13 protein-coding genes and 1 pseudogene are annotated in these 21,473 nt (G+C 33.4%); 2 read left to right on the forward strand and 12 right to left on the reverse strand.

Going from position 1 to position 21,473, the window contains the following annotated elements:
- Positions 1 to 17: 17 nt before the first annotated feature.
- The 10 genes from sprA to B4E95_RS11045 all read right to left on the reverse strand — a co-directional run bounded on the left by sprA (position 18) and on the right by B4E95_RS11045 (position 17,083).
- Complete coding sequence (gene sprA / locus B4E95_RS11000; RefSeq protein ID WP_291091530.1) at positions 18 to 7,184, reverse strand: cell surface protein SprA; 7,167 nt, start codon at positions 7,182 to 7,184, stop codon at positions 18 to 20.
- Positions 7,184 to 7,765: a Holliday junction branch migration protein RuvA gene (gene ruvA / locus B4E95_RS11005; RefSeq protein ID WP_219033851.1), complete on the reverse strand. Its 582-nt coding sequence runs from the start codon at positions 7,763 to 7,765 to the stop codon at positions 7,184 to 7,186. Before ruvA ends, sprA begins: the two co-directional genes overlap by 1 nt.
- Positions 7,766 to 8,297: 532 nt before the next feature.
- Positions 8,298 to 9,014, reverse strand: coding sequence for a sulfite exporter TauE/SafE family protein (locus B4E95_RS11010; protein WP_280051212.1), 717 nt, complete (start codon positions 9,012 to 9,014; stop codon positions 8,298 to 8,300).
- Positions 8,999 to 9,442 (reverse strand): FixH family protein, encoded by a 444-nt coding sequence (locus B4E95_RS11015; protein WP_286495315.1) that lies wholly within the window; start codon positions 9,440 to 9,442, stop codon positions 8,999 to 9,001. The genes B4E95_RS11010 and B4E95_RS11015 overlap by 16 nt, the downstream gene beginning before the upstream one ends.
- Positions 9,443 to 9,446: 4 nt before the next feature.
- Positions 9,447 to 10,928 (reverse strand): cytochrome c oxidase accessory protein CcoG, encoded by a 1,482-nt coding sequence (gene ccoG / locus B4E95_RS11020; RefSeq protein ID WP_221854265.1) that lies wholly within the window; start codon positions 10,926 to 10,928, stop codon positions 9,447 to 9,449.
- A 103-nt stretch (positions 10,929 to 11,031) separates the two neighbouring features.
- Entirely contained in the window at positions 11,032 to 11,979 is a 948-nt protein-coding gene (locus tag B4E95_RS11025; protein ID WP_291091532.1) for a cbb3-type cytochrome c oxidase N-terminal domain-containing protein, read from the reverse strand.
- Complete coding sequence (locus B4E95_RS11030; RefSeq protein WP_291091534.1) at positions 11,976 to 12,176, reverse strand: cbb3-type cytochrome c oxidase subunit 3; 201 nt, start codon at positions 12,174 to 12,176, stop codon at positions 11,976 to 11,978. The genes B4E95_RS11025 and B4E95_RS11030 overlap by 4 nt, the downstream gene beginning before the upstream one ends.
- Positions 12,176 to 14,443 (reverse strand): cytochrome-c oxidase, cbb3-type subunit II, encoded by a 2,268-nt coding sequence (gene ccoO, locus B4E95_RS11035; protein WP_221854267.1) that lies wholly within the window; start codon positions 14,441 to 14,443, stop codon positions 12,176 to 12,178. Before ccoO ends, B4E95_RS11030 begins: the two co-directional genes overlap by 1 nt.
- A complete protein-coding gene (gene ccoS / locus B4E95_RS11040) occupies positions 14,443 to 14,607 on the reverse strand; it encodes a cbb3-type cytochrome oxidase assembly protein CcoS (protein ID WP_019974626.1) in 165 nt (54 codons plus the stop codon). The genes ccoO and ccoS overlap by 1 nt, the downstream gene beginning before the upstream one ends.
- A gap of 79 nt (positions 14,608 to 14,686) precedes the next feature.
- Positions 14,687 to 17,083, reverse strand: a complete 2,397-nt coding sequence (locus B4E95_RS11045) for a heavy metal translocating P-type ATPase (protein WP_286495317.1) — start codon at positions 17,081 to 17,083, stop codon at positions 14,687 to 14,689.
- 75 nt (positions 17,084 to 17,158) lie between these two features.
- Between B4E95_RS11045 and B4E95_RS11050 the strand changes: the two genes are divergently transcribed.
- Positions 17,159 to 17,866, forward strand: a complete 708-nt coding sequence (locus B4E95_RS11050; RefSeq protein ID WP_125349884.1) for a Crp/Fnr family transcriptional regulator — start codon at positions 17,159 to 17,161, stop codon at positions 17,864 to 17,866.
- A gap of 59 nt (positions 17,867 to 17,925) precedes the next feature.
- On the opposite strand, the pseudogene B4E95_RS13160 reads toward B4E95_RS11050, so the two are convergent.
- Together B4E95_RS13160 and hflX are read right to left on the reverse strand one after the other, a co-directional pair.
- Positions 17,926 to 18,632: pseudogene (locus B4E95_RS13160) on the reverse strand (DNA alkylation repair protein).
- 294 nt (positions 18,633 to 18,926) lie between these two features.
- Positions 18,927 to 20,150: a GTPase HflX gene (gene hflX / locus B4E95_RS11060; RefSeq protein WP_221854272.1), complete on the reverse strand. Its 1,224-nt coding sequence runs from the start codon at positions 20,148 to 20,150 to the stop codon at positions 18,927 to 18,929.
- Positions 20,151 to 20,554: 404 nt separating this feature from the next.
- Between hflX and hisG the strand changes: the two genes are divergently transcribed.
- On the forward strand, positions 20,555 to 21,412 hold the full coding sequence (gene hisG, locus B4E95_RS11065; protein ID WP_291091536.1) for an ATP phosphoribosyltransferase: 858 nt from the start codon (positions 20,555 to 20,557) through the stop codon (positions 21,410 to 21,412).
- The last annotated feature ends 61 nt before the right edge of the window (positions 21,413 to 21,473 follow it).

A 21,473-nucleotide genomic window follows, 5' to 3' on the forward strand; every position in this document is an offset into this window, starting at 1 on the left:
TTTGTTTTATTGTTTTTTTAATTTCCGAATGTAAAGGTAGCACTAAATCCGGCACGAATTTGAGAAATTGGAAAAGCTGTTGAAATTTTATATTTACTCATCATCTGATCCCAATAGAATCTCAAGTTCAAATTCTTACTTACGTTATAATCTGCCGTTAACTTAAATGTCATAATTCGTTGTCCACCTGTTATTTGCGAATCTCCATAAATACTTGTTGGTACGTTTGGATTTTGTACGTCATCAAAGTTATAAATTACTTTTCGAATTGTTGTTTGATTATCTCTTAATGAGAAATCTCCACGAATATTTAAGTCACCTTTGATTGTTTTCTGATTTCCTTGGTAACGAATTTTCATTTTGAAATCTTTGAAAATATATCCAAATCCAACAATATATTCAGATCCATAATCTTCTGTATACGTATAATTTGTTGTGCTTAATGATAATAAACGATCTCTGTTATATTGCGCACGTAATTGCATACTGTTACGGAATGTTAAATCCACTCCCAATAATGGTGAAAATGATTCGATCATCGTAACGGCTCCATATAAATTCTGCGTATAGAAGTTTCCATTTTCATCTTTACCAGTCACTTGTCCACCACCCATAATTCCTGTATCTAACATGAAGTTTGGATTAGACTGAATTCCTGTTGTTGTGTAAGTCGAATTATATGAACTCGAAACCTCAACATTATCAAAATATTTATTGATAATTGGAACAGATTTCAATCCTGTGTACGTTACGCGCCAGTTCGGAACCGGAATAGAACGATTGTATCCTAATTTAGACGAACCTGCATCTTTTCCTTGCACCGCCGCTAAAAATGCTGGTAAAAGTACATCAGAACTTCTTGCATTAAATCCTTCGTAATAACCAAGTCCATCTACATTTCCGCTACCTCTTTTTTGTGCTAAACGTCCAGAAATAGTTTTAGTATTTGTTAGGAATTGCTCAAAAATTGCATCTCCATCTTTGAAAGCTGTTTTGATATTTACGGTCGAAATATTAAGATTTGCTAATTCATCAATGTAAGGATTTTCGACTGCTAAATTGAATCCTGAATGATAAATACGACGATCTTTTGTACGTTTTGCACTCAAATCAATTCGTAAATCAGGAATTGGCTCAATCAAAGCAGTTCCATTAAAATCAGAACCTTTTGTAATTTGATACGCATCCGTCATCAATTCATCACCAACAATCAATCCTCTTTCAACTAATTGTCGTTTAATATCGAATTGCGTTCCATAAACGAAACCTAAACTTGGACCATTTTTACCATCAACACCAAAGAAACCTGGCTCGTATAATAATCCTGGAATTACAGCTCCATTTGTTTGATTAAATGTAAAATTAGCACGTTTTAGTGATGATAAAACCATCCAACCATAATCTTTTGCTGTAAATTTATGTTTGAATTTATAAGCTGATTTCTTATTTGTACGACGTTTTTTAGCGAATAAAGTTGTGTAAACTGTATTCAACGAATCTATTTCTGCTCGGCGTCCTTTTAAGATTGAATCGTAACGTTTGTATCCTTTAAATTCTGGATAGAATTTAACAAAATCCAAATCTCCCACCAAATTGATCGAATTAGAGTTTTGAGCTGTACCATTTCCTAAATTAACAGGTCTTCCATCTACTTCAAAATTTCTGTAAGCAGTAGAAGTTGCAACCCAGTTATAATTCGATGTAAATCGAGCTTCAACATTCATCCAATTTAGATATGGGAAGAATTTTAAAGGTAATTTATAATTCACCTGAAATTGTTGATCGTACTGAACTGGACGTCCAATTGTGAACATATTTTGCCAAATCATATCTTGATCTGCACGCTGGAAAGTTGTTCCATCATTCAACGTCATTGTCGAAGATGTTAAATCTAAACGCAACGATTTTGTCAAATCAAAACCTAAATTATATTGCCAATTGAACAAGAAATTGTTACTATATGTCGGACGCATTAAGCTCGAAGAACTTCCTCCTCCTAAATATTGACTGATATCTCGATATTGTCTTTCGCTATACGTTCGCGCAATCTCTGTACGGAAAGAGAAACGTGTTGGCAAAGGATTCACATTAAATTCACGAATAAATTGTAAATATTTTCCTGATTCCTCTTTTGGTTGAACAGCACGCCATTTTTTGAAAGGTTCGTACGATTTTCCTCTAAATCCGAAATTATAATTAATCGACGCTCTTAATTGTTGGTTGATGTTATATTGCGTGTAAATATCACGGTAATAATTATCCGAATACATCATCGAAACTGAGAAGTTAGAAGGATCGTAAAAACGAACAGGGTTGTTGTTATTTGTTGATCTAACTTTTCGAATATTGTTAAAGGCAAAACTTTTGAACTGTGTATAAGTACGAACAACTTTTTCTAATTCGGCTTTATTAGGCGCTTCATCAAAAATAATATCGTTGTCTAATGGATTATATTTTGGATCGACAAAACTTTCCTGAATTGTAAAATCGAATGGAATTTCCATTCCCCATTTCTTCGGTAAGAATTTGTCTAATTTTACTTGTGCATTCAACGCATATTGTAATGATTCGTCCTGATTACGATTTGCAGGACCTTGATCTATCGCACCAAAACCTACAGAACTTGTGCTTCCCGAGACTTGTACATTTGCGAAGTCACCTAAATTGAACTGCACATTTGCGGAAGCTGCATAACCTCCTTGATTATCAATTTCGCTCAGACGAAGTTCATTTATCCAAAGTAAAACTTCTTTATCAGACGGTCCAGAAGTGTTACGAACCCCAATCATGATCGAAGATACATTCCCCAATGTTGGACGACCTTTTACATAAACCGTTTTGTTTGGGTTCTCTTGATCAAAAGCAAAATTGAAACGTTGCAATGTACTGAAGCCATCCGCATCTCTTTGTTTTTTAGCATCTGTAAACAAATCTGTATTCAAATCGATAAAGTTTTCATCAGGCCAAACTGTGCTTTCTGTTGCAGAACTTTGCGGCGTATATTTCAACGGCATTTCGTATTCGTAGTAGTTATCTGTATAATCACTACCTACACGAATAAATAATTTTGTACCATTATCAATGGCATTTGACGCTCTATCTAATAAGTTTTGAGCAGATACAAACATTTGTAATTTTTTGTATCGACGCAAATCTAAATTTGTATTCTTAAAAATAGCTTTAGAAGTACTTCCTGGTTTAAACTTCGCTTTCAATGTCATCGAAGCTTCATTCTGAGATTGATATCCCGTTGTTCCTTGTGTTTGTTCACGATAAACTCCAGGAGGAATCATATAACGAGGACGATCTGTACCATTTCGTTCGATACTAACCTCACCAACTTCTAAATCATCAATATTTTTATCCTCCTCATAACCTTCTTGATTACTAATGATATAAGGATAAATGTTTTTGGTATAACGACGCCATTCAGAACGAACTAAATCAAACGTACCAAAACGAAGAGTTGTTTCTTCCTCGAAACCTCGCATCACCATACGCATAAAACGAGCAGCTGTTAATACGCTTTCTGCTTGCGCAATAGACGCATCATTGTTTAACTCTTCTACTCCATCTCCGTCAAGATCTAAATCAAAGTTATCAACAGGAATACGAACTTGATACCATTTAACATCATGTTTCGTTTTGTCTGGAAATTCTCCTTGAACCGTTTTTCTTGCAACAATAAATTTATTGTTTGGATCTTCTAACGTTTGACGGTTAATTTTTAATGTATACTGATTATAGTTTTCTGTCTGATCTAAATTGAAATCACCATTAATATCTTCTGTATCTGGCGTTAAAGATGATGCATGTAAAGGATTATCAGTTGAATTATTTCCTTGTGGATTTCTGAAATAACGGTAACGATCTTGAACCGTATTCCCGATTGATGCACCTCTAAAGCGATCATCTAAGAAGAATAAATAATTATCATTCGCAGGATCTAATTCTCCTGTTACTAAATTATTACTCGTTATTCCATAACGTTGTGCTTCTTCCTCATCTGTTAATCCATTATAACCCAAATCTTGTTGTTTTCGGGCAGCTCCTTCCGTATCAAAAGCATATAAAATTGGATTTAACTGAGGTGTTAATCCCCATTTAGAAGCAACAGTCGCCGCACCATTTCCAGAATGAGGCAATCCATTTTCGTACATCATTTCGCCGTCTTTTAAGACATCTTCCGAAACATTTCCTAAATGTACCAATAGCTCTCCTTCTCCACCTTTTCCATCTGCATAAGGATCCATCATCCAAAACTCGATGTATTCCACATTCGAATCTTTGAAGTTAGAAACTGAAATAGGACGCATAATTGCTCCCCAGTTTTTCGTATCTACTGCATTTGGATTAACATTATAAGGTCCACGTTCTTGCGGATAGAATGTCATATCTAATGTGCTGATGTATGAATTTGTACCAGCCATTACATCACGTTGATCGAAAAGCTCTTTCAGCTTAATGCGACGCGCCATATGCGTTGACATTTGTTGATCTGTTAAAGGCGAGCTTCCTCCCATCCCATAAAAACGAGGATCGATAGAATACCACGATAACATACGACGACCATTGTTGAATGATAAATCGTCATTTTTCATTCCATTTGGGAAGAACGGGTGGTAACCAGAAGCAGAATATCCAGCAGGTTTTCCTGGTGTTGATCCAAATTTCCATGAACCAACATCTAATAAACTAATGCGCGATTGTGCATCTTCGAAATCGTCTATATAAGAATAACCTCCTGTCACTTTGTTCATTCCTGGCATCAAATAAGCCGCCTCTGCCTGAACACTAATGTTCGACATTTGGTCCGTTTTGATTCCCGGAATTTTATTTGTTAAACGAGTTAACCACTCAGCTTCTGAGTTATATTGTGTATTAAGTCCAACAATTGTGTTATTCACAGGTTCTGAACCAAATTGTGTTTTTTGCGTAACTGGACGTTCTTGGTAATTAATTAAAGTTCCGCCTAACATAAACTTATCACTAAATTTATGCTCGACATTAATTCCCATGAAACGTTTTTTCTGTAAATTAAATGTAGATTGATTTTCTAAAGAAACATTAATTGGTGCTCCAGAATTTTTCAATTGTTCATTAATGATTTTTACACGCCCCAACTGATAATCTACCGTATAATCTACGCCTTCCGTCAATGTTGCTCCACCTGAAGTTACCTTAACAGAACCTTGCGGCACATTAAAAGCTCCTAATGGAATACCATCTGTCACTGTTCCTTTGTAACGACCTTCTAACGTATAACGATTAGCTAATTTTTCGCCAGAAAGAGTATTTGGTAATTGACGATAAATTTGATTAAAAACATATTCTTCATTTTGACCTTTTAATTTATTGCTCAAATATTTACCAAAAGGTTCAACAGAAGTGAAAATAATATTTCCTCTTTCTGTATCAATTGTTAACCCTGGTTGAAAATCAAATAAACCATCACCTTTACTTCCGTCAGGATTTTGTTGTAATTGTCCGTTCGAATTTAATCTATCCATGTTCAGAACTTGAATTAACGATTGTTCTGAAACAGCAGAATTTGGTAAGTAATTTAATTTTCCAGAAGATTGTTCACCATTATCCTTGAAATTAATATTCATCAAAAAATCTTCACTCGAAACACCATAAGCATTTAACGAATAAATATTTTTCATCATCAAATCCCACATTGGCGAAGCTACATTAACTGCAGAATTTGGTTTGATTAATTTCGCAATAATTGGTTTATCTGTCTCGCTCGACATTTGTCCAACTTTGTATAATTTTGTCGGATCAGAGCTTAACGAATATTGAAACGAAACCGCTAATAAATCTTCACCATCAACCAAAGGCGTATTCAAGGAAATGTATCCTAATTTTGGATAGAAAGTGAATTCGGAAGCATCAAGTTTACGAACATTTTCGTTGACGATAAAGTTTTCTCCATCCTGAAATTGTTCTCCATTGAAAGAATATCCGTTCAAATAACTTCTTGCATCACTAATCTTAGTAAAACCTTGAGAATTAATCTCATTAAATAAGGCATTACTACTATTTTGAGGCGCTGTATCACCTTCTGCAATATCTCGCAAAGCGATAATAGAACGTCTATTCTGTTGATTCCCTCCAGATTTATCAACTTTCCAAACCTCAATATTACTGATATTGATATTACTGTTAACTGCAGGATAATTTGCTAACGCTCTATCGTAACTATTTCTAAAAAATTGACCTAAGAAAAAGTGTCTATTGTATTCATATTTTTCGGCAGCGACTTTAAAATCAGTCATCACACCACCTCCTTGAACCACGATATTTTTAGATTCTGAACGTTGCTCTGAAAAGACAGCCGATACATTTGTACGACCAAATTTAAGATCTGTTCTAACTCCAAAAAGTGATTGCGCCCCTGTAATCAACGAAGTACTAAGCGGCATCGAAATATTACCAACCTCAATATTTTGTAGGATATCATCTTCTCCACCAAATGGATCTAATTTATTCCCTAAAGCCTTTCTCCACTGAAGTTTCATTTGATTTTCGAAGCCAAAACCAGCTTGCGTATCATAATTCACTTTCATCTGAAGATTTTCTCCGACTTTACCCAAAATACTCAATTGCATACGTTGGTTAAGATCCATTGTAAGCGTTTGACGGTTTTGTGGCAACAACATTGGATTATCTATCTTTTGCAAGAAAACACCCAATTCTAAATTTGCATAACCTTGCGGAATCAATGAAATTTCTGATCCACCAAAAATAGTTTCGAAAGCTTTGGATTTCACCTTAAAACTTGGTAAAATACTTCCTTCTTTTTTTCCTTCCTTATCTCCAAAACGTTCTTCACGATAAAATTGATCGTTGGTTTGAGATTTTACTCGGAAATAATTTTTCATGTCTTGATTCTGAACCAAAGTCAGGTATTCTTGACGTGTCAAATAGATAGGTTCGGAAACTAAACTTGTTCCAATTTGAGGATATAAAATATACTGACGCTTTATCGCATCATATTGTACATCGTATTTTATTTGATTATCTAAAAACAATCCACCTTTTTGATCTCGGATAGGAAACTTAAGCGTATCACTTTCCTGAGCCATCACATCGCTCATAGTTCCCATTGCAAAAAGGAAACACAAAGCTGCTATAGTAGAGCCTTTACGAATAGTTTTTGGTTCGTTATGAATCTTCATTAAATTTTCTTCAATGTTTCTTTTACTAAGAATTCCACGTCTGCATCTGGCTGATCTTGTAGGATTTTGTCCATTATTTTCTCTGCAGATTTTTTAGGAATTCCTAAAACTTCTAAAGCAGATAACGCTTCATTCTTAGATTTATTTTTAACCGAAGTAGAATTAACATCTAATATTAAATTTTGATCCAATTTATCTTTCAAGTCAATGATGATTCTTTGCGCTGTTTTAGCTCCAATTCCTTTTACACTTTGCAATAATCTGGCATCTTCTTGAGCGATTGCAGTTGCAATTTCTTTGGAAGAAAGTGTCGAAATAATCATCATTCCAGAAGCTGGACCAACACCGTTAACACTAATTAATTTCTGAAAAATTTCTCGTTCTAGTTTTGTAGCAAACCCATAAAGTATATGTGCATCTTCGCGAACAATCAAATGTGTAAAAATTGTAACCAATTCTTCGTGTTCTAAAGTAGAATATGTATTTAGTGAAATATTGACCCAATATCCGACCCCATTACAATCTATTACAGCATTTGTTGGATAAATCTCGATTAATTTACCTCTTAATTGTGTTATCATTTTGATGTTTATTTAGTTACACTACATATAGTGATAACGTCAAAAATACGATTTATTTTGTAAGGATGAAAGTATTGATTTTAATGAAAGCCTTGTCAAGATTTAAATCTTGACAGGGCTTCAATTGATTTGAATTAAATATTTTGAGAAATCAATTTTTAGTTTTTCATATTGTTGTTGGTTTGAAATATAACCGTCAGTACTAAACGGAGGAAATGTAAATACAGTTTTAAAATAATCATTTGAATACCCTTTATCACTCACTAATAGGATTATTAAACGTTACTCTCGTTTTAAGACTAGAACATCTTAATTTATCATCATAATTTTTATCAAATGAATAAGGTAATGGTTCAAAATAACCCTCATAATTTTTTTCACAAGGATATAATCCGTCAGATTCTAATGGACTTTGTTCAAATACTTTTCCAAAATGTTGAACTATAAATAATATTATTATTGAAATTAATAAGGATAAAATAATAATTTTTGAATTTTTCAAATTCAAAAATTCAATTAATTACAAATAAATTTACATACAATGCTCATCCATTCCATTTAGCTGAAGTGCTTCTTTGGCTGGTGAAATGAAAGGAATGTTTAATTCTAATCCGCGAAGGATAAATAATACACCCAAAATAAGTGTGATAATTGGTAAGATTTTTAAGATAGTTTGACGTTGTTTCACTGATAAAAAATTACCAAATAAAACGGTGGCAAACATTAAAGGCAAGGTTCCAAGTCCGAAGAAGAACATGAATAGTGCACTTTTGTAAACTGATCCTAAACCAATGGCTGCTGTAAGTGAAGCGTAAACCATTCCGCAAGGTAAAAGTCCGTTTAATAGACCAACTATATAAAGAGAGGAAGAATCTTTCTTGATTAAGAATTTACCAAGAGAGAGTTTTACTTTTACCATCAAGGCGTTTACAGGACGAAGTTGCGTAGCACCATTTTCGTAAAATTTTGGAATCATGACCATAATAATCATCAAAACTCCAATCAAAATACTTAGATAATTTTGTAATCCAACAAATGAAAATGATTCGCCAATCAATCCTAAAATTGCACCTAAAATTGTATAAGTGGTTACACGTCCTAATTGATAAGTCAAATTACGAAGTGTAAATTTTAGTTTGTTTTGAGATTCTAATCCCAAAGATAAAGCAATAGGTCCGCACATCCCCACGCAATGCAGGGACGATGTAAGACCTATGGATAATGCTATGATAACTATTGTGAAATCCATCGAATGGACTTTTTAATCAAATAAGTTTGATTATTTTCTTTCCAGCTTAAAGTTAATTCGTATTCTCCATCAATTAACTTAACAGATGGTACTAAAAAATTCTTTTTATCAGATAATTTAATCGGCATTTTGACATCTTTTGTTTCGTCATCATTACGCATCAAAAAAATATCTCCTTTAAAATCGGAAGCAGTAGTTGCTGGAAATTTAAATAAAAATCCATTTGCTTGTACAATAACTTCTGGTTTCTCGGTCAAAGCATTTGCTCGTTTTTCTGCATTTATTTCATCCTGAAAATGAATTTCTTTTTCGTAATAATCCTCGGTTACCATTCCGCCTGTATCTCCTGCAAAATATAACAACGATAGAATGAATATCATAAAACATCCCAAAGCAATTGCTACATAATGTCCCCAATTTAACTTCATATGATTAATATTTGAATGGAGCTGAGAAGCTCGTTTCGTATTTATCGATTACTTTTCCTTTTTGATTGACTAATCCAATCACTACTTTTTCTTTGTACGATTTAACTTCATCCATTGGAATTTTCAAGAAGAATTTTCCTTGGATGATTTGACCTTTTTCCATGTTCAATTTATTCTCGCCTTCGTACATTTCTACTTTTGAGTTTTTGTGTGATAGCAATTGAACTGTTACAATTTGGTCTGCATTTGTTTTATTGTACAATGTATACTCGAATTGATTAACGTAATATTTACCTTCTACCTTGTAATCTGTTCCAGGAACTTTAAGGTATTTAGATTCTACATCAGACCGAGAGAACAAGAAAGCTGTCATTGCTCCAATTAATAATAATAAAGCAAATGTATAAGCAGCTAATCGTTTTGTGAATTTGAATTTTTCGCCACGTTTGATATCATCTTCCGAAGCATAACGAATCAATCCTGTTGGTAAACCGACTTTTTCCATTACTTCGTCGCATGCATCAATACAAGCTGTACAGTTAACACATTCTAATTGGATTCCGTTACGAATATCAATTCCAGTAGGACAAACAACAACACATTGACCACAGTCAATACAATCCCCTTTTCCTTTTGCTTTACGATCTTCGTTCTTTTTGAATTTTGCTCGACCAGCTGTTCCTTCACCACGTTTAAAATCGTATGTTACATTGATTGTATGCGAATCAATTAATACACCTTGGAAACGTCCGTAAGGACAAACCAATGTACACGCTTGTTCGCGGAACCATGCGAATACGAAATAAAACATTGCTGAGAAGAAAACTAATCCAACCAATGTTCCTACATTTTCGGCTGGCCCTTCTTTTATAACTGCGTATAAAGCATCAGCTCCAATAATATACGCTAAGAAAACATTAGCAATAATAAATGAAATGATAGCGAAGATGGTCCATTTCAATAATTTTTTACGAATTTTTTCTTCGTCCCAATCTTGTTTATCTAATCTAATTTGTTTTGCTCTATCTCCTTCTATGGCGTATTCTATTTTTCGAAAAACCATTTCCAAGAAAATTGTTTGCGGACATACCCATCCGCAGAACAAACGACCATAAGCCATGGTAAATAATACGATGAAAATAATTGTCGTGATCATTCCTAAAGCTAAAAGGAAGAAGTCTGATGTAAAAAATGGAAAACCAAATAAAATGAATTGGCTGTGCAAAACATCAAATTTGAACAATGGATTTCCATTAGGTAATTTAAAGAAAGGCGCTAAGATTAATATTGCTAACAATACATAACTTACATACGTCCTATAGTTTGTAAACTTACCTTTTGGTTTTTTAGGATAAACCCATTTACGTTCTCCGGTTCGCTCCATGGTTCCAATGGAACTACGAACATCTTCGTTCATTTGGCTGTTTTCATCCAAATAATCGTCTAAATTAAATTCATCTTTTGGGTCAGAATTTTGAACACTCATTATAGTGAATTTTAAATATATACAAATTTACGACTAAAAAAGAAAAGAGAGCTTATAAATAAGCTCTCTTTCAATATGATATTTGTTGTAATTATTCAATCAATTACTTTTGTTTCCATGCTTCCATTAAGTCACCTTGAGGAGCAGCTGCACCTTCTGCAACTGTTTTCGTAGGTTCTTTTTGGTTGATGTAATATACGTAAGAAGCTACTTTCTCAATTGCTAATCCAGATAACTCTTTACGTTGTCCAAATGCACGCATTTGAGGATTGTGAGGAGATCCATTGTAAACAATGTGATAAATATTTTTGAATAAACTATCTTCTACATGATTCACCCAGTAATCATCCGTTAAGTTTGGTCCAATACCTCCTTTACCACCTTCCATGTGACATTGTGTACAATTTTGCTCAAAGATTTTTTTACCTTGTTCTACGATTGCAGGATCGTTAGATTTGTTTACAGCTCCTGTGATATCAATATCATTTGCAACTGCCCAAATACTATCTTGCGCATCTTTGTAAACCATTTCTTCTTCGTATTCTTTGTCCATGTGAGCGAAGTCTGTAAAACTATATGCCATTACATAAACAACCATAAATACAATACCGAAATAGAATAATGATAACCACCATTGTGGTAAAGCATTGTCTAACTCTTTGATTCCATCAAAACCATGATCTAAGATGATAGACTCTTCTTCTTTATCAGATTGTTTTTTAGCAGCTGAACTAAATAAGCGTTTGAAGTAACCTATTTTACCATCTTCTAAATATTTAGCTTGTTCTTCTTCAGATAATCTTTTAAATTTCTCTGCTTCAACAACTTTGTTTAAAGCATTGATGATTAAAAGCATCACGATTGCAACTGCTAATACTGCCCAGAAAATTCCTTGCGCAAACACATGTTTCAAGTGCTCCAATAAATTGTGAATCATTCCTTGAAAACCTGGTTCTGGCACCACATCTACTGGCGTCACCATTGTAAACGCTAAGATTACTGCTAATAGCGTTAATGGGATAAATATATAAGCCGGGGTACGTTGTCTCATTTTGTATTATTTTTTTCGTTCTCTTCTGGTTCTAAATCTAAAGCTGCTGACTCGTTGTCTTTGTAATACTCTTTTGGTTTTTTCATAACCTTAACAAAAATCGTCACAAAGACTGCTATAAATCCTATTAGGATTAATGTCTGCAACAAAGATGCATACTCATACTGAGAAAGGAATTCTTTATAATATTTTAACATTAGTTACTTGCTGTCTCTACTTGTTCAGCTTTTATATCTGTTCCTAAACGTTGTAAATATGCGATTAACGCTGTAATCTCACGATCTCTTAACGGAACAAACTCTTTACCTTGTTGTTTAGCTTCTGCTTCTTTTTTCGCATATAACTCTTTCAAGTCAGATGCATCTTTAAAGATAGTTTGCTCAATTGCTAAAGCTTGTTTGTTCATAGAAACTTGCATACTGTCAAAATCTTCTTGTTGATAAGGAACACCTAATGCAACCATTGATTTCATTTTATCACGCGTCAACTCACGGTCTAATTTATTATCAATTAACCAAGGGTAACGAGGCATGATAGAACCATCTGATGTAGAACGTGGATTCCACATGTGTTTGTAATGCCAAGCATCTGGGTTTTTACCTCCTTCGCGGTGTAAGTCTGGACCAGTTCTTTTAGACCCCCATAAGAATGGGTGATCGTAAACAAATTCTCCTGCTTTAGAGTATTCACCATAACGTTTTACTTCGTCACGGAATGGACGAACCATTTGCGTATGACAAGCATTACATCCTTCACGAATATATAAATCACGTCCTTCTAATTCTAACGGAGTATAAGGTTTGATACTTGCGATTGTAGGTACGTTTGATTTTACTACGATTGTAGGAACAATCTCTACTAAACCACCAACTGCTAAAGTTAATACTGCTCCAATTGTCATTACCAATGGAGTTCTCTCAATCCAAGAGTGAACACCTTCTCCTTGTGCACGTGTAGAAGCTTTTGGTGCTAATGCTGGTGCCTCTGCTTCTTCATTTGCAACAAAGTGTCCAGATTTTACAGTTCTCCAAACATTGATAATCATTAAGATTGCTCCTATTAAGTATAATGTTCCACCGAATGCACGTAATGGATATAACCATTGTTTAAGAATTGTAACTGTTTGTAAGAAGTTACCATATTCTAATGTTCCGTCTGCTGCGAATTGTTTCCACATTAAACCTTGTGTCCATCCTGCAACATACATAGGAATTACCCAGAATAAGACACCGAAAGTACCAATCCAGAAGTGAGCATTAGCCATCTTAACAGATGCTAATTTTGTGTTGAATAATTTTGGAGCTAAGTAATAGATCATACCAAAAGCGATAAATCCATTCCATCCTAAAGTACCTACGTGTACGTGAGCAGGAACCCAGTCTGTAAAGTGACCAATTTTATTTAATGTTTTTGTTGCTAACATTGGACCTTCGAAAGTAGCCATACCATAACAAGTTAAGGCAACTACGAAGAATTTCAAAATAGGATTTTCTCGTACTTTATCCCATGCACCACGTAATGTTAATAAACCATTTAACATACCTCCCCAAGATGGAGCGATTAACATGATAGAGAAACCTGTTCCTAAAGCTTGTGCCCAACCTGGTAATGCTGTATAAAGCAAGTGGTGAGGACCAGCCCAAATATAAATAAAGATTAATGACCAAAAGTGGATAATAGATAATTTGTATGAGAATACAGGTCTATTAGCTGCTTTTGGTACAAAGTAATACATTAATCCTAAGATAGGTGTCGTTAAGAAGAATGCTACGGCGTTGTGCCCGTACCACCATTGTACTAACGCATCTTGAACTCCAGAATACAATGAATATGATTTCGGAGCCGTTAAGCTAAATGTTACAGGGATTTCTAAATTGTTAAACACGTGTAACATTGTAATTGCTGCCCAAGTTCCGATATAGAACCAAATTGCAACGTACAAGTGACGTACACGACGCTTAGCAATCGTTAAGAACATTTGTGCTCCAAACAATACCCAAACTAACGCGATTAAAATATCAATTGGCCATTCATGCTCAGCATACTCTTTAGAAGTGTTGTATCCTAAGATAAATGTTACAAATGATAATACAATAAATAATTGCCATCCCCAGAAAACGATCCAGCTTAAAACATCGCTGTACATTCTGGTTTTCAACAACCTTTGCATTGAATAATAAGCTCCAGTAAAGAAAGAGTTCCCAACAAAGGCGAATACCGCAAATGTTGTGTGAATCATTCTTAATCTACCAAAACCAAGTTTTCCTTGCGAATTGATTAAGCCTTGGATGTTCCCTCCGATTGTACCATCATCCGATCCGAAGATGTATTCTGGTAACGTTGGAAAAAACAACAAAGTTGCAACCAATACTCCAAAGAAAAATGCCATAACTGCCCAAAACAATGTGGCATAAAGGAAATACTTTACGATCTTATTGTCGTAACTAAAAGTCTGCATTTGCATTATGAGTCGATTTTATCTTGTGTTTTTTTATCATCTTTTAACATTCTCACTGCTGGGGATTCATCCTCATCAAATTGTCCTTTCTTATACCCTAAAAAGAATAAAAGAAGGAAAATTGCCCCCAAAGAGACACTAACTAATATCATTAATAATAATATCCCCATAGCTCCACAAAATTACAAAGCCCTAAGTTCTTATCACAATGATTTTGGTCAGAGCAGTATGTATAACTCTAATTTAAAATCAATCTAAATTCCATTTTGTTAATTTATCTGCAATTCGGGTACTTGCCGTTGCAAAAATTAACACTGAAATAGAACTTATTGGCATCAATATAGCCGCTACAACTGGCTGTAAATAACCAGAAACAGCAAAACTAAGTCCAACAATATTATACAAGAAACTGATGAAAAAAGCAATTTTTACAAATTTCATCGTGGTCTTCGATAACTTCAAGAAATTTGGAATTGCCGAAAAACTTTTTGCATCCAAAATTCCATCACACGAAGGCGAAAAACTGTTAATATCCTCAGAAATAGAAATCCCTACTGTACTTTGTTTCAAAGCTCCAGCGTCATTCAATCCATCTCCAAGCATCATCACCTTCTTCCCTTCTTGTTCCAATTGTTTGATATATTCTAACTTATCAGTTGGCGATTGATTAAAAATCAATTTTGCATTGGCTGGAAAAATAGTTTCTAAATATTCTTTTTCAGAATCATTATCCCCAGACAAAACGTGTAACTGATATGTACCCAACTCTTTCAATAAACGATCTAAACCTTTTCGATATCGATTGGTATACACAAATTTACCAAAAACTTCTCCATCAATCGCTATAAAAACTTGAGATTGATTTAATCTATTTTCATTAAAAATAGCATTCGTAAAACTTCTCGAACCAACTTTTACTTGATGTCCATCTACATCAGCTTGCTGACCTTTTCCTACAATTTCTTCGTAATTAGAAATTGGCAAATGATCATCAACCGTCAACTTCTTATATAATGTACGGCTTAAAGGGTGATTAGAGTTTCTAATCAATGCTTTCACCAATTGCTTTTGATACTCAGAAAGTTCTTTCCCCTCGTATTGCACTTGCGCTTCATCACTTTCCGTAATTGTACCCGTTTTATCAAAAACTACATCTGTAATTTTCTCCATTCTTTCGACTGTTGATGTATTTTTTACATAGAATTTCTTATTCCCGAAAATACGCATCATGTGTCCCAAAATAAACGGAGACGATAAACCTAACGCACAAGGACAAGCGATAATTAAGATTGATGTAACAACTTCTAATATTTTTGAAGAATCGTGGAAATACCAATAAACAGCAGAAATTGCTGTAATAATAAGGATGATTAATGTGAAATAATGACTGATTTTATTCGTCAAAGCATTCAACTCAGATTCTTCTTTCTGGAAAGCATCATTGTTCCATAATTGGGTTAAATAACTTTGATTAACATCCGAAATAATTTCCAGCTCAATTGCATGACCAGATTGTTTTCCACCCGCAAATATTTTATCTCCAGCTTTTTTCTGAATCAAGCGAGATTCTCCCGTTACAAACGAGTTATCAATCATCGCTTCACCTTTCATCAAAATGGCATCGGCTGGAATAATTTCTTCATTTCTAATTAAAATTCGATCACCTTTTTTCAAATCAGCCAACAAAATTGGTTGTTCATAACCATTTTCTAATTTCGCAACTGCAATTGGATAAAACGATTTGTAATCTCGATCAAATGCCAACGCTTGCATTGTTTGTTGCTGAAACCATTTACCTGTCAACATCAAAAATAAAAGCATCGCTAATGTATCAAAGTAACCTGGCGAAATATCGAAAATGATATCATAAGTCGATTTAAACATAATCACAATAATTCCTAACGCAATTGGCACATCGATATTGATATATTTATTTTTCAGACCTTGCCAAGCCGAAACAAAATAATCGGTAGATGAATAAAAGAAAACAGGCAACGATAACGCGAACATTGTCCAACGGAAATATCCTTTGTTTTGATCTAACCATTGTTCTTTTACATTACCAAAAACTTCGACATATTCTGGAAAAGATAAAAGCATAATATTCCCAAAACAGAATCCTGCTATTACCAATTTGCTCACCAAAGAACGATCGACTTTGCTTTTTTTCTTTTTGTCTAATGTTTTTAGATTAATCGAAGGTTTGTAGCCTAAATTTGTAATAAATCTTGCCAAATCACCTAATTTCAAATCCGCATCACGATACGTAATCTGAACAGTTTTTTGTGTAAAATTGACATTAGAAGATATAATATTTGGGTTAATCGTATCCAAACTTTCTAACAACCAAACACACGAAGTACAGTGCATTACAGGTACATAAAAGGACACAACTGTAACGCCGTCATCTGAAAAATCGACAACTTTATCAAAGATTTCTTTTGTGTTTAAGAAATCAAATTGATGATTACTTTTTTCATCAGGACGCAAACCTGCATTACGATTAAGGTCGTAATAATCTTTTAGATTATTTACGTTTAAAATCTCGTAAACCGTTTTACAACCCTGACAACAAAAATCCTTTTCATCGAACTGAATAACCTCTTCTTCAATTCGTTGACCACAGTGAAAACAATTCTCTTCCATACTATTTTACAAAATTACTTTCCTTTTATCAGAATTAACGTTAACTTTGTATGAATTAAGTCATAACAACAAGATATGTCAGAGTTTAATGAAAATGTAGTATCGATTAAAGCGATGTTTGATAACCCAGAGTCTTTCGGGGTTTTTAGTAAGGAAGAATTATTGGAGTTTGAGCAAGAAAAGAAAATCATCAACCTAAAAAAAGGAGACGAAATTATACAGGAAGGTCACACACCAAAAGGTATATATTGCGTAATGAAAGGAACTGCTAAGTTGTTCAAAATTGGCTTTAATGGAAAAGAGCAAATTCTACGTTTTATCAACGAAGGTGACATTATCGGTTATCGCTCAATTTTAAGTCAAGAAGTTTTTGGTGCATCTGCAACTGCAATGACGCCAGTTGAAATATATTATATTCCAGAAAAATTCTTCTTAAAATTATTAGAAGTTAATCCAAAATTAGCTTTCAATATTTTACAAAGAATTGCAAAAGATTTGGGAGAATACGCCAGAACAATCACTTATTTAGCACAAAAAACAGTTCGCGAACGTTTGGCTGAAGTTTTAATTTTATTAGAAGGAAAATTAGGAACAGACAAAGACGGATTTATCAACATTTCGTTGACACGCGAAGAAATGGCTAATTTGATTGGAACAGCAACAGAATCTGCAATTCGTTTGATTTCTGAATTCAAAACTGATGAATTAATCGAAGTTGAAGGACGAAAAATCAAAGTTTTAGATCATCAAAAATTGACAAAATTAGGTCATGTTATTTTGTAAGAATTTATTCTTGATATAAAATCAAAAGTCGCTCACAGAGCGACTTTTTTTTATGCAAATTATTTCAATTTCATATAATAATCTTTGAGAATTGGATCAATTTTTTCGAGCGCATATCTCAACGTTGTTCTTGGCATTTGCAACGTATATTCGTCCAAAAACTCAATCAACTTTTCTTCGTCCATTTTTCCCATTTCACGCAACATCCAACCATTTGCTTTGTGCATTAAATCGTGCGAATGATGAAGATTTTTCAACATAATTTCTGGAACAATTGAAAATGATTTTTGTTTGATAAAATATATCGTTGATACAATTGCGATTCGTTTTTCCCACAAATCTTCTGAATCCGCCAATTCAAAAAGTAATTCTTCTCGCTTTTGATGAAAACAATAATGGCCCAAAATTTTATAACAACTTATGTCAACCAAATCCAATTGTTGATTTGAGAAGTTTGAGCAAGATAAAAATCGATGATATCTTTTCTCACTTTTTCATCTTTTGATTTTTCGTACTTCGAAACCAACATCAACAAAGCAGTTAATCTGTATTCGTGAATATTAAAATTCAATAGATTTTCGATGTCATTTAACGAAACTTGTTGATAAAATTATTTCGCAATCAAACGCTGATTCGGAACAGAAATCCCGAGAAAAATATCTCCTTCGCCATATTCTCCTTTTCCAGTTTTGAAAAAACGCATCATAATCTTCGCTTTATCATCGTCCGCTAAATCTTGTAAAGTTGATTTTAATTGCTCTATCATATTTTATCAATTAGATGTTGATGTTAACAAAAAAAAGAGTCCAAAAACTGAACTCTTATTTATTTTAAAATATTAAATATAAATTTCCTAACTTTAATACAAACTTACATTTATGAATTTCAAACACAAGCCTCTAATATTATTATTCTTCCTGATTATAATAATCAATGGTCTTATAAAGTTGTATAATAATTTTCGTGAAAATTCAATGGGTCTTTATATTCAAATTGGATTATTATTTATGGTTATATTAATTCTAATTTTTAATCTTAAAAAATCTAAAAATTAAAACTATTATTCTTCCGAATCATTTTCTTCCTCATCGTAATATTGAAAAAGGAAATTATTATAAGGAAAACGTTTCATGTGAATTTCTTTCACTTCTTCATAAACCGTTTTTCGCAAATCTTCTAAATTATCTTTTTCCGTTGCCGAAATAAACAATGTCGGATAATCTGTTTTCGCCATCCACGTACGTTTCCAATCTTCTAACGAATAATTTTCAAATTTCTTTTCAGACAAATCATCTTCATCTTGTTTAATATAAGAAAAATTATCAATTTTATTGAAAACCATAATCGTTGGTTTTTCTTTCGACTCTATTTCAGCTAAAATTTGATTCACAGAATTCACATGATCCTCAAAACTCGCATGCGAAATATCCACAACATGCACCAACAAATCCGCTTCACGAACCTCATCTAATGTAGATTTGAACGATTCTACCAATTGTGTTGGCAACTTGCGAATAAACCCAACCGTATCCGTTAATAAGAAAGGTAAATTACCAATTACCACTTTTCGAACCGTTGTATCTAATGTTGCAAATAATTTATTTTCGGCAAAAACTTCGGACTTCGATAAGACATTCATCAACGTTGATTTCCCAACATTTGTATACCCAACCAACGCAACGCGTACCAATGCTCCACGATTTTTACGTTGAGTAGCCATTTGCTTATCGATTCCTTTCAATTTCTCTTTCAATAACGTAATTCGATCACGAATAATACGTCTATCCGTTTCAATTTCCGTTTCACCAGGACCACGCATACCAATTCCACCACGCTGACGCTCTAAGTGCGTCCACATTCGTGTTAATCGCGGTAATAAATATTGGTATTGTGCCAATTCTACTTGCGTACGCGCATAAGAAGTTTGCGCACGTTGAGCAAAAATATCTAAAATCAATTGTGTACGATCGATGATTTTTTTGTTAACAACTTTCTCAATATTTTTCAACTGAGAAGGCGTTAATTCATCATCAAAAATAACTGTATCAATATCATATTCTTCGACAAAAGCTGTGATTTCATCTAATTTACCGCTTCCTACAAAGAATTTAGAATCAGGTTTGTCCATTCTTTGCGTAAAACGTTCTCCAACAGTCGCTCCAGCTGTATAAGCTAAGAACTCCAATTCGTCCATATATTCCGTCAGTTTTTCTTCGGATTGTTCACGTGTAATCAACCCAACTAAAACTACTTTTTCGTATTGTGCTTCTTGTTTTTCTAACATATATTACTGCAAAAATAAAAGAAAGTTTTGGATGTAACCGAACTTTCTATAAAATATTGAGAATTAATCAAATCAATAAAACTTAATAAATATTTGAGTTCTTTTGGATAAAAATAGAAAAAAATAAGGTTTTCATAATTAATAACAAGTTTATTTACTAATTTTCAAAAAATCTATTGTCAATTAAAATTTCCTTTCTACATTTGTTCCAGCAAAAAAGTAAAATGTACCCAAATCAATTACATCATCATCACCATCATACTTGCACTCAAGCGAGCAGATAGTGGTATGTAATGATTTTATCACAATATCTAAATCCCGTTTGAGTAAATCGAACGGGATTTTTTGTTACTTCAAGATTTAATCATCGATTTACTCAAACTTTAAAATATAAAATATTAAAAATGAGTAAATTAAAAATAGCCATTCAGAAAAGCGGTCGATTAAGTGAAAAATCACTCGAATTATTGAAAGATTGCGGAATTAAAATCTCTACAAGTAATCGAAAATTAAGAACCGAATCTCCTAATTTCCCTATCGAAGTTTTATTCTTACGTGATGACGATATTCCGCAATATGTAGAACAAGGGGTTGCTGATATTGGTATTTTAGGTGAAAATGAAGTTTGGGAAAAAGATAAAAATGTCACTCAAATCCGTCAATTAGGATTCGCTGGCTGCAAACTTTGTTTAGCGATCACGAAAGATGAAATTTATACAGATTTAAGTTATTTTCAAGATAAAAAAATTGCAACTTCTTATCCACGTATTTTAGTGAAATTCTTCCAAGAAAAAGGAATTAATGTCAAGATTGAAGAAATCGGAGGAAGCGTAGAAATTGCTCCAAGTATCGGTTTGGCAAATGCTATTTTTGATATCGTTTCTACAGGTTCTACTCTATTAACAAACGGTTTAAAACAAGTGGAAACGGTGGTTGAATCGCAAGCTGTTTTAATTTCTAATCAAAATCTCGATGCTGAAAAACAAGCTATTTTAGATCGTCTTTTATTTAGAATCGAAGCAGTAAAACAATCTTCTGAAAACAAATATATTTTATTAAACGCCCCAAACGAAAAGTTAGAAGAAATCATTGCTTTGTTACCCGGAATGAAATCTCCAACAGTTTTATCATTGGCCGAGAAAGGTTGGTCATCAATCCACACTGTCATTAAGGAAGATACTTTTTGGGACATCATCGAGCAATTGAAAGCTTTGGGTGCAGAAGGAATTTTAGTATTAGAAATTGAAAAAATGATTTTATAATTTTTGATTGACGATTTACAATTTACGATTCAATCGTAATTCGTAATTCTAAAATCGTAAT

Source organism: Empedobacter sp. UBA7494 (genome assembly GCF_002478465.1).
Taxonomy (GTDB): Bacteria; Bacteroidota; Bacteroidia; order Flavobacteriales; family Weeksellaceae; genus Empedobacter; species Empedobacter falsenii_B.

What these genes read in the sequence shown, in the direction of transcription:
- hisG (WP_291091536.1), top strand. Translation starts at nt 20,555, where the DNA reads ATGAGTAAATTAAAAATAGCCATTCAGAAAAGCGGTCGATTAAGTGAA.
- ruvA (WP_219033851.1), bottom strand. Translation starts at nt 7,765, where the DNA reads ATGATAACACAATTAAGAGGTAAATTAATCGAGATTTATCCAACAAAT.
- B4E95_RS11045 (WP_286495317.1), bottom strand. Translation starts at nt 17,083, where the DNA reads ATGGAAGAGAATTGTTTTCACTGTGGTCAACGAATTGAAGAAGAGGTT.
- B4E95_RS11015 (WP_286495315.1), bottom strand. Translation starts at nt 9,442, where the DNA reads ATGAAGTTAAATTGGGGACATTATGTAGCAATTGCTTTGGGATGTTTT.
- ccoG (WP_221854265.1), bottom strand. Translation starts at nt 10,928, where the DNA reads ATGAGTGTTCAAAATTCTGACCCAAAAGATGAATTTAATTTAGACGAT.
- B4E95_RS11050 (WP_125349884.1), top strand. Translation starts at nt 17,159, where the DNA reads ATGTCAGAGTTTAATGAAAATGTAGTATCGATTAAAGCGATGTTTGAT.
- sprA (WP_291091530.1), bottom strand. Translation starts at nt 7,184, where the DNA reads ATGAAGATTCATAACGAACCAAAAACTATTCGTAAAGGCTCTACTATA.
- hflX (WP_221854272.1), bottom strand. Translation starts at nt 20,150, where the DNA reads ATGTTAGAAAAACAAGAAGCACAATACGAAAAAGTAGTTTTAGTTGGG.
- ccoS (WP_019974626.1), bottom strand. Translation starts at nt 14,607, where the DNA reads ATGGGGATATTATTATTAATGATATTAGTTAGTGTCTCTTTGGGGGCA.
- B4E95_RS11030 (WP_291091534.1), bottom strand. Translation starts at nt 12,176, where the DNA reads ATGTTAAAATATTATAAAGAATTCCTTTCTCAGTATGAGTATGCATCT.
- B4E95_RS11025 (WP_291091532.1), bottom strand. Translation starts at nt 11,979, where the DNA reads ATGAGACAACGTACCCCGGCTTATATATTTATCCCATTAACGCTATTA.
- ccoO (WP_221854267.1), bottom strand. Translation starts at nt 14,443, where the DNA reads ATGCAAATGCAGACTTTTAGTTACGACAATAAGATCGTAAAGTATTTC.
- B4E95_RS11010 (WP_280051212.1), bottom strand. Translation starts at nt 9,014, where the DNA reads ATGGATTTCACAATAGTTATCATAGCATTATCCATAGGTCTTACATCG.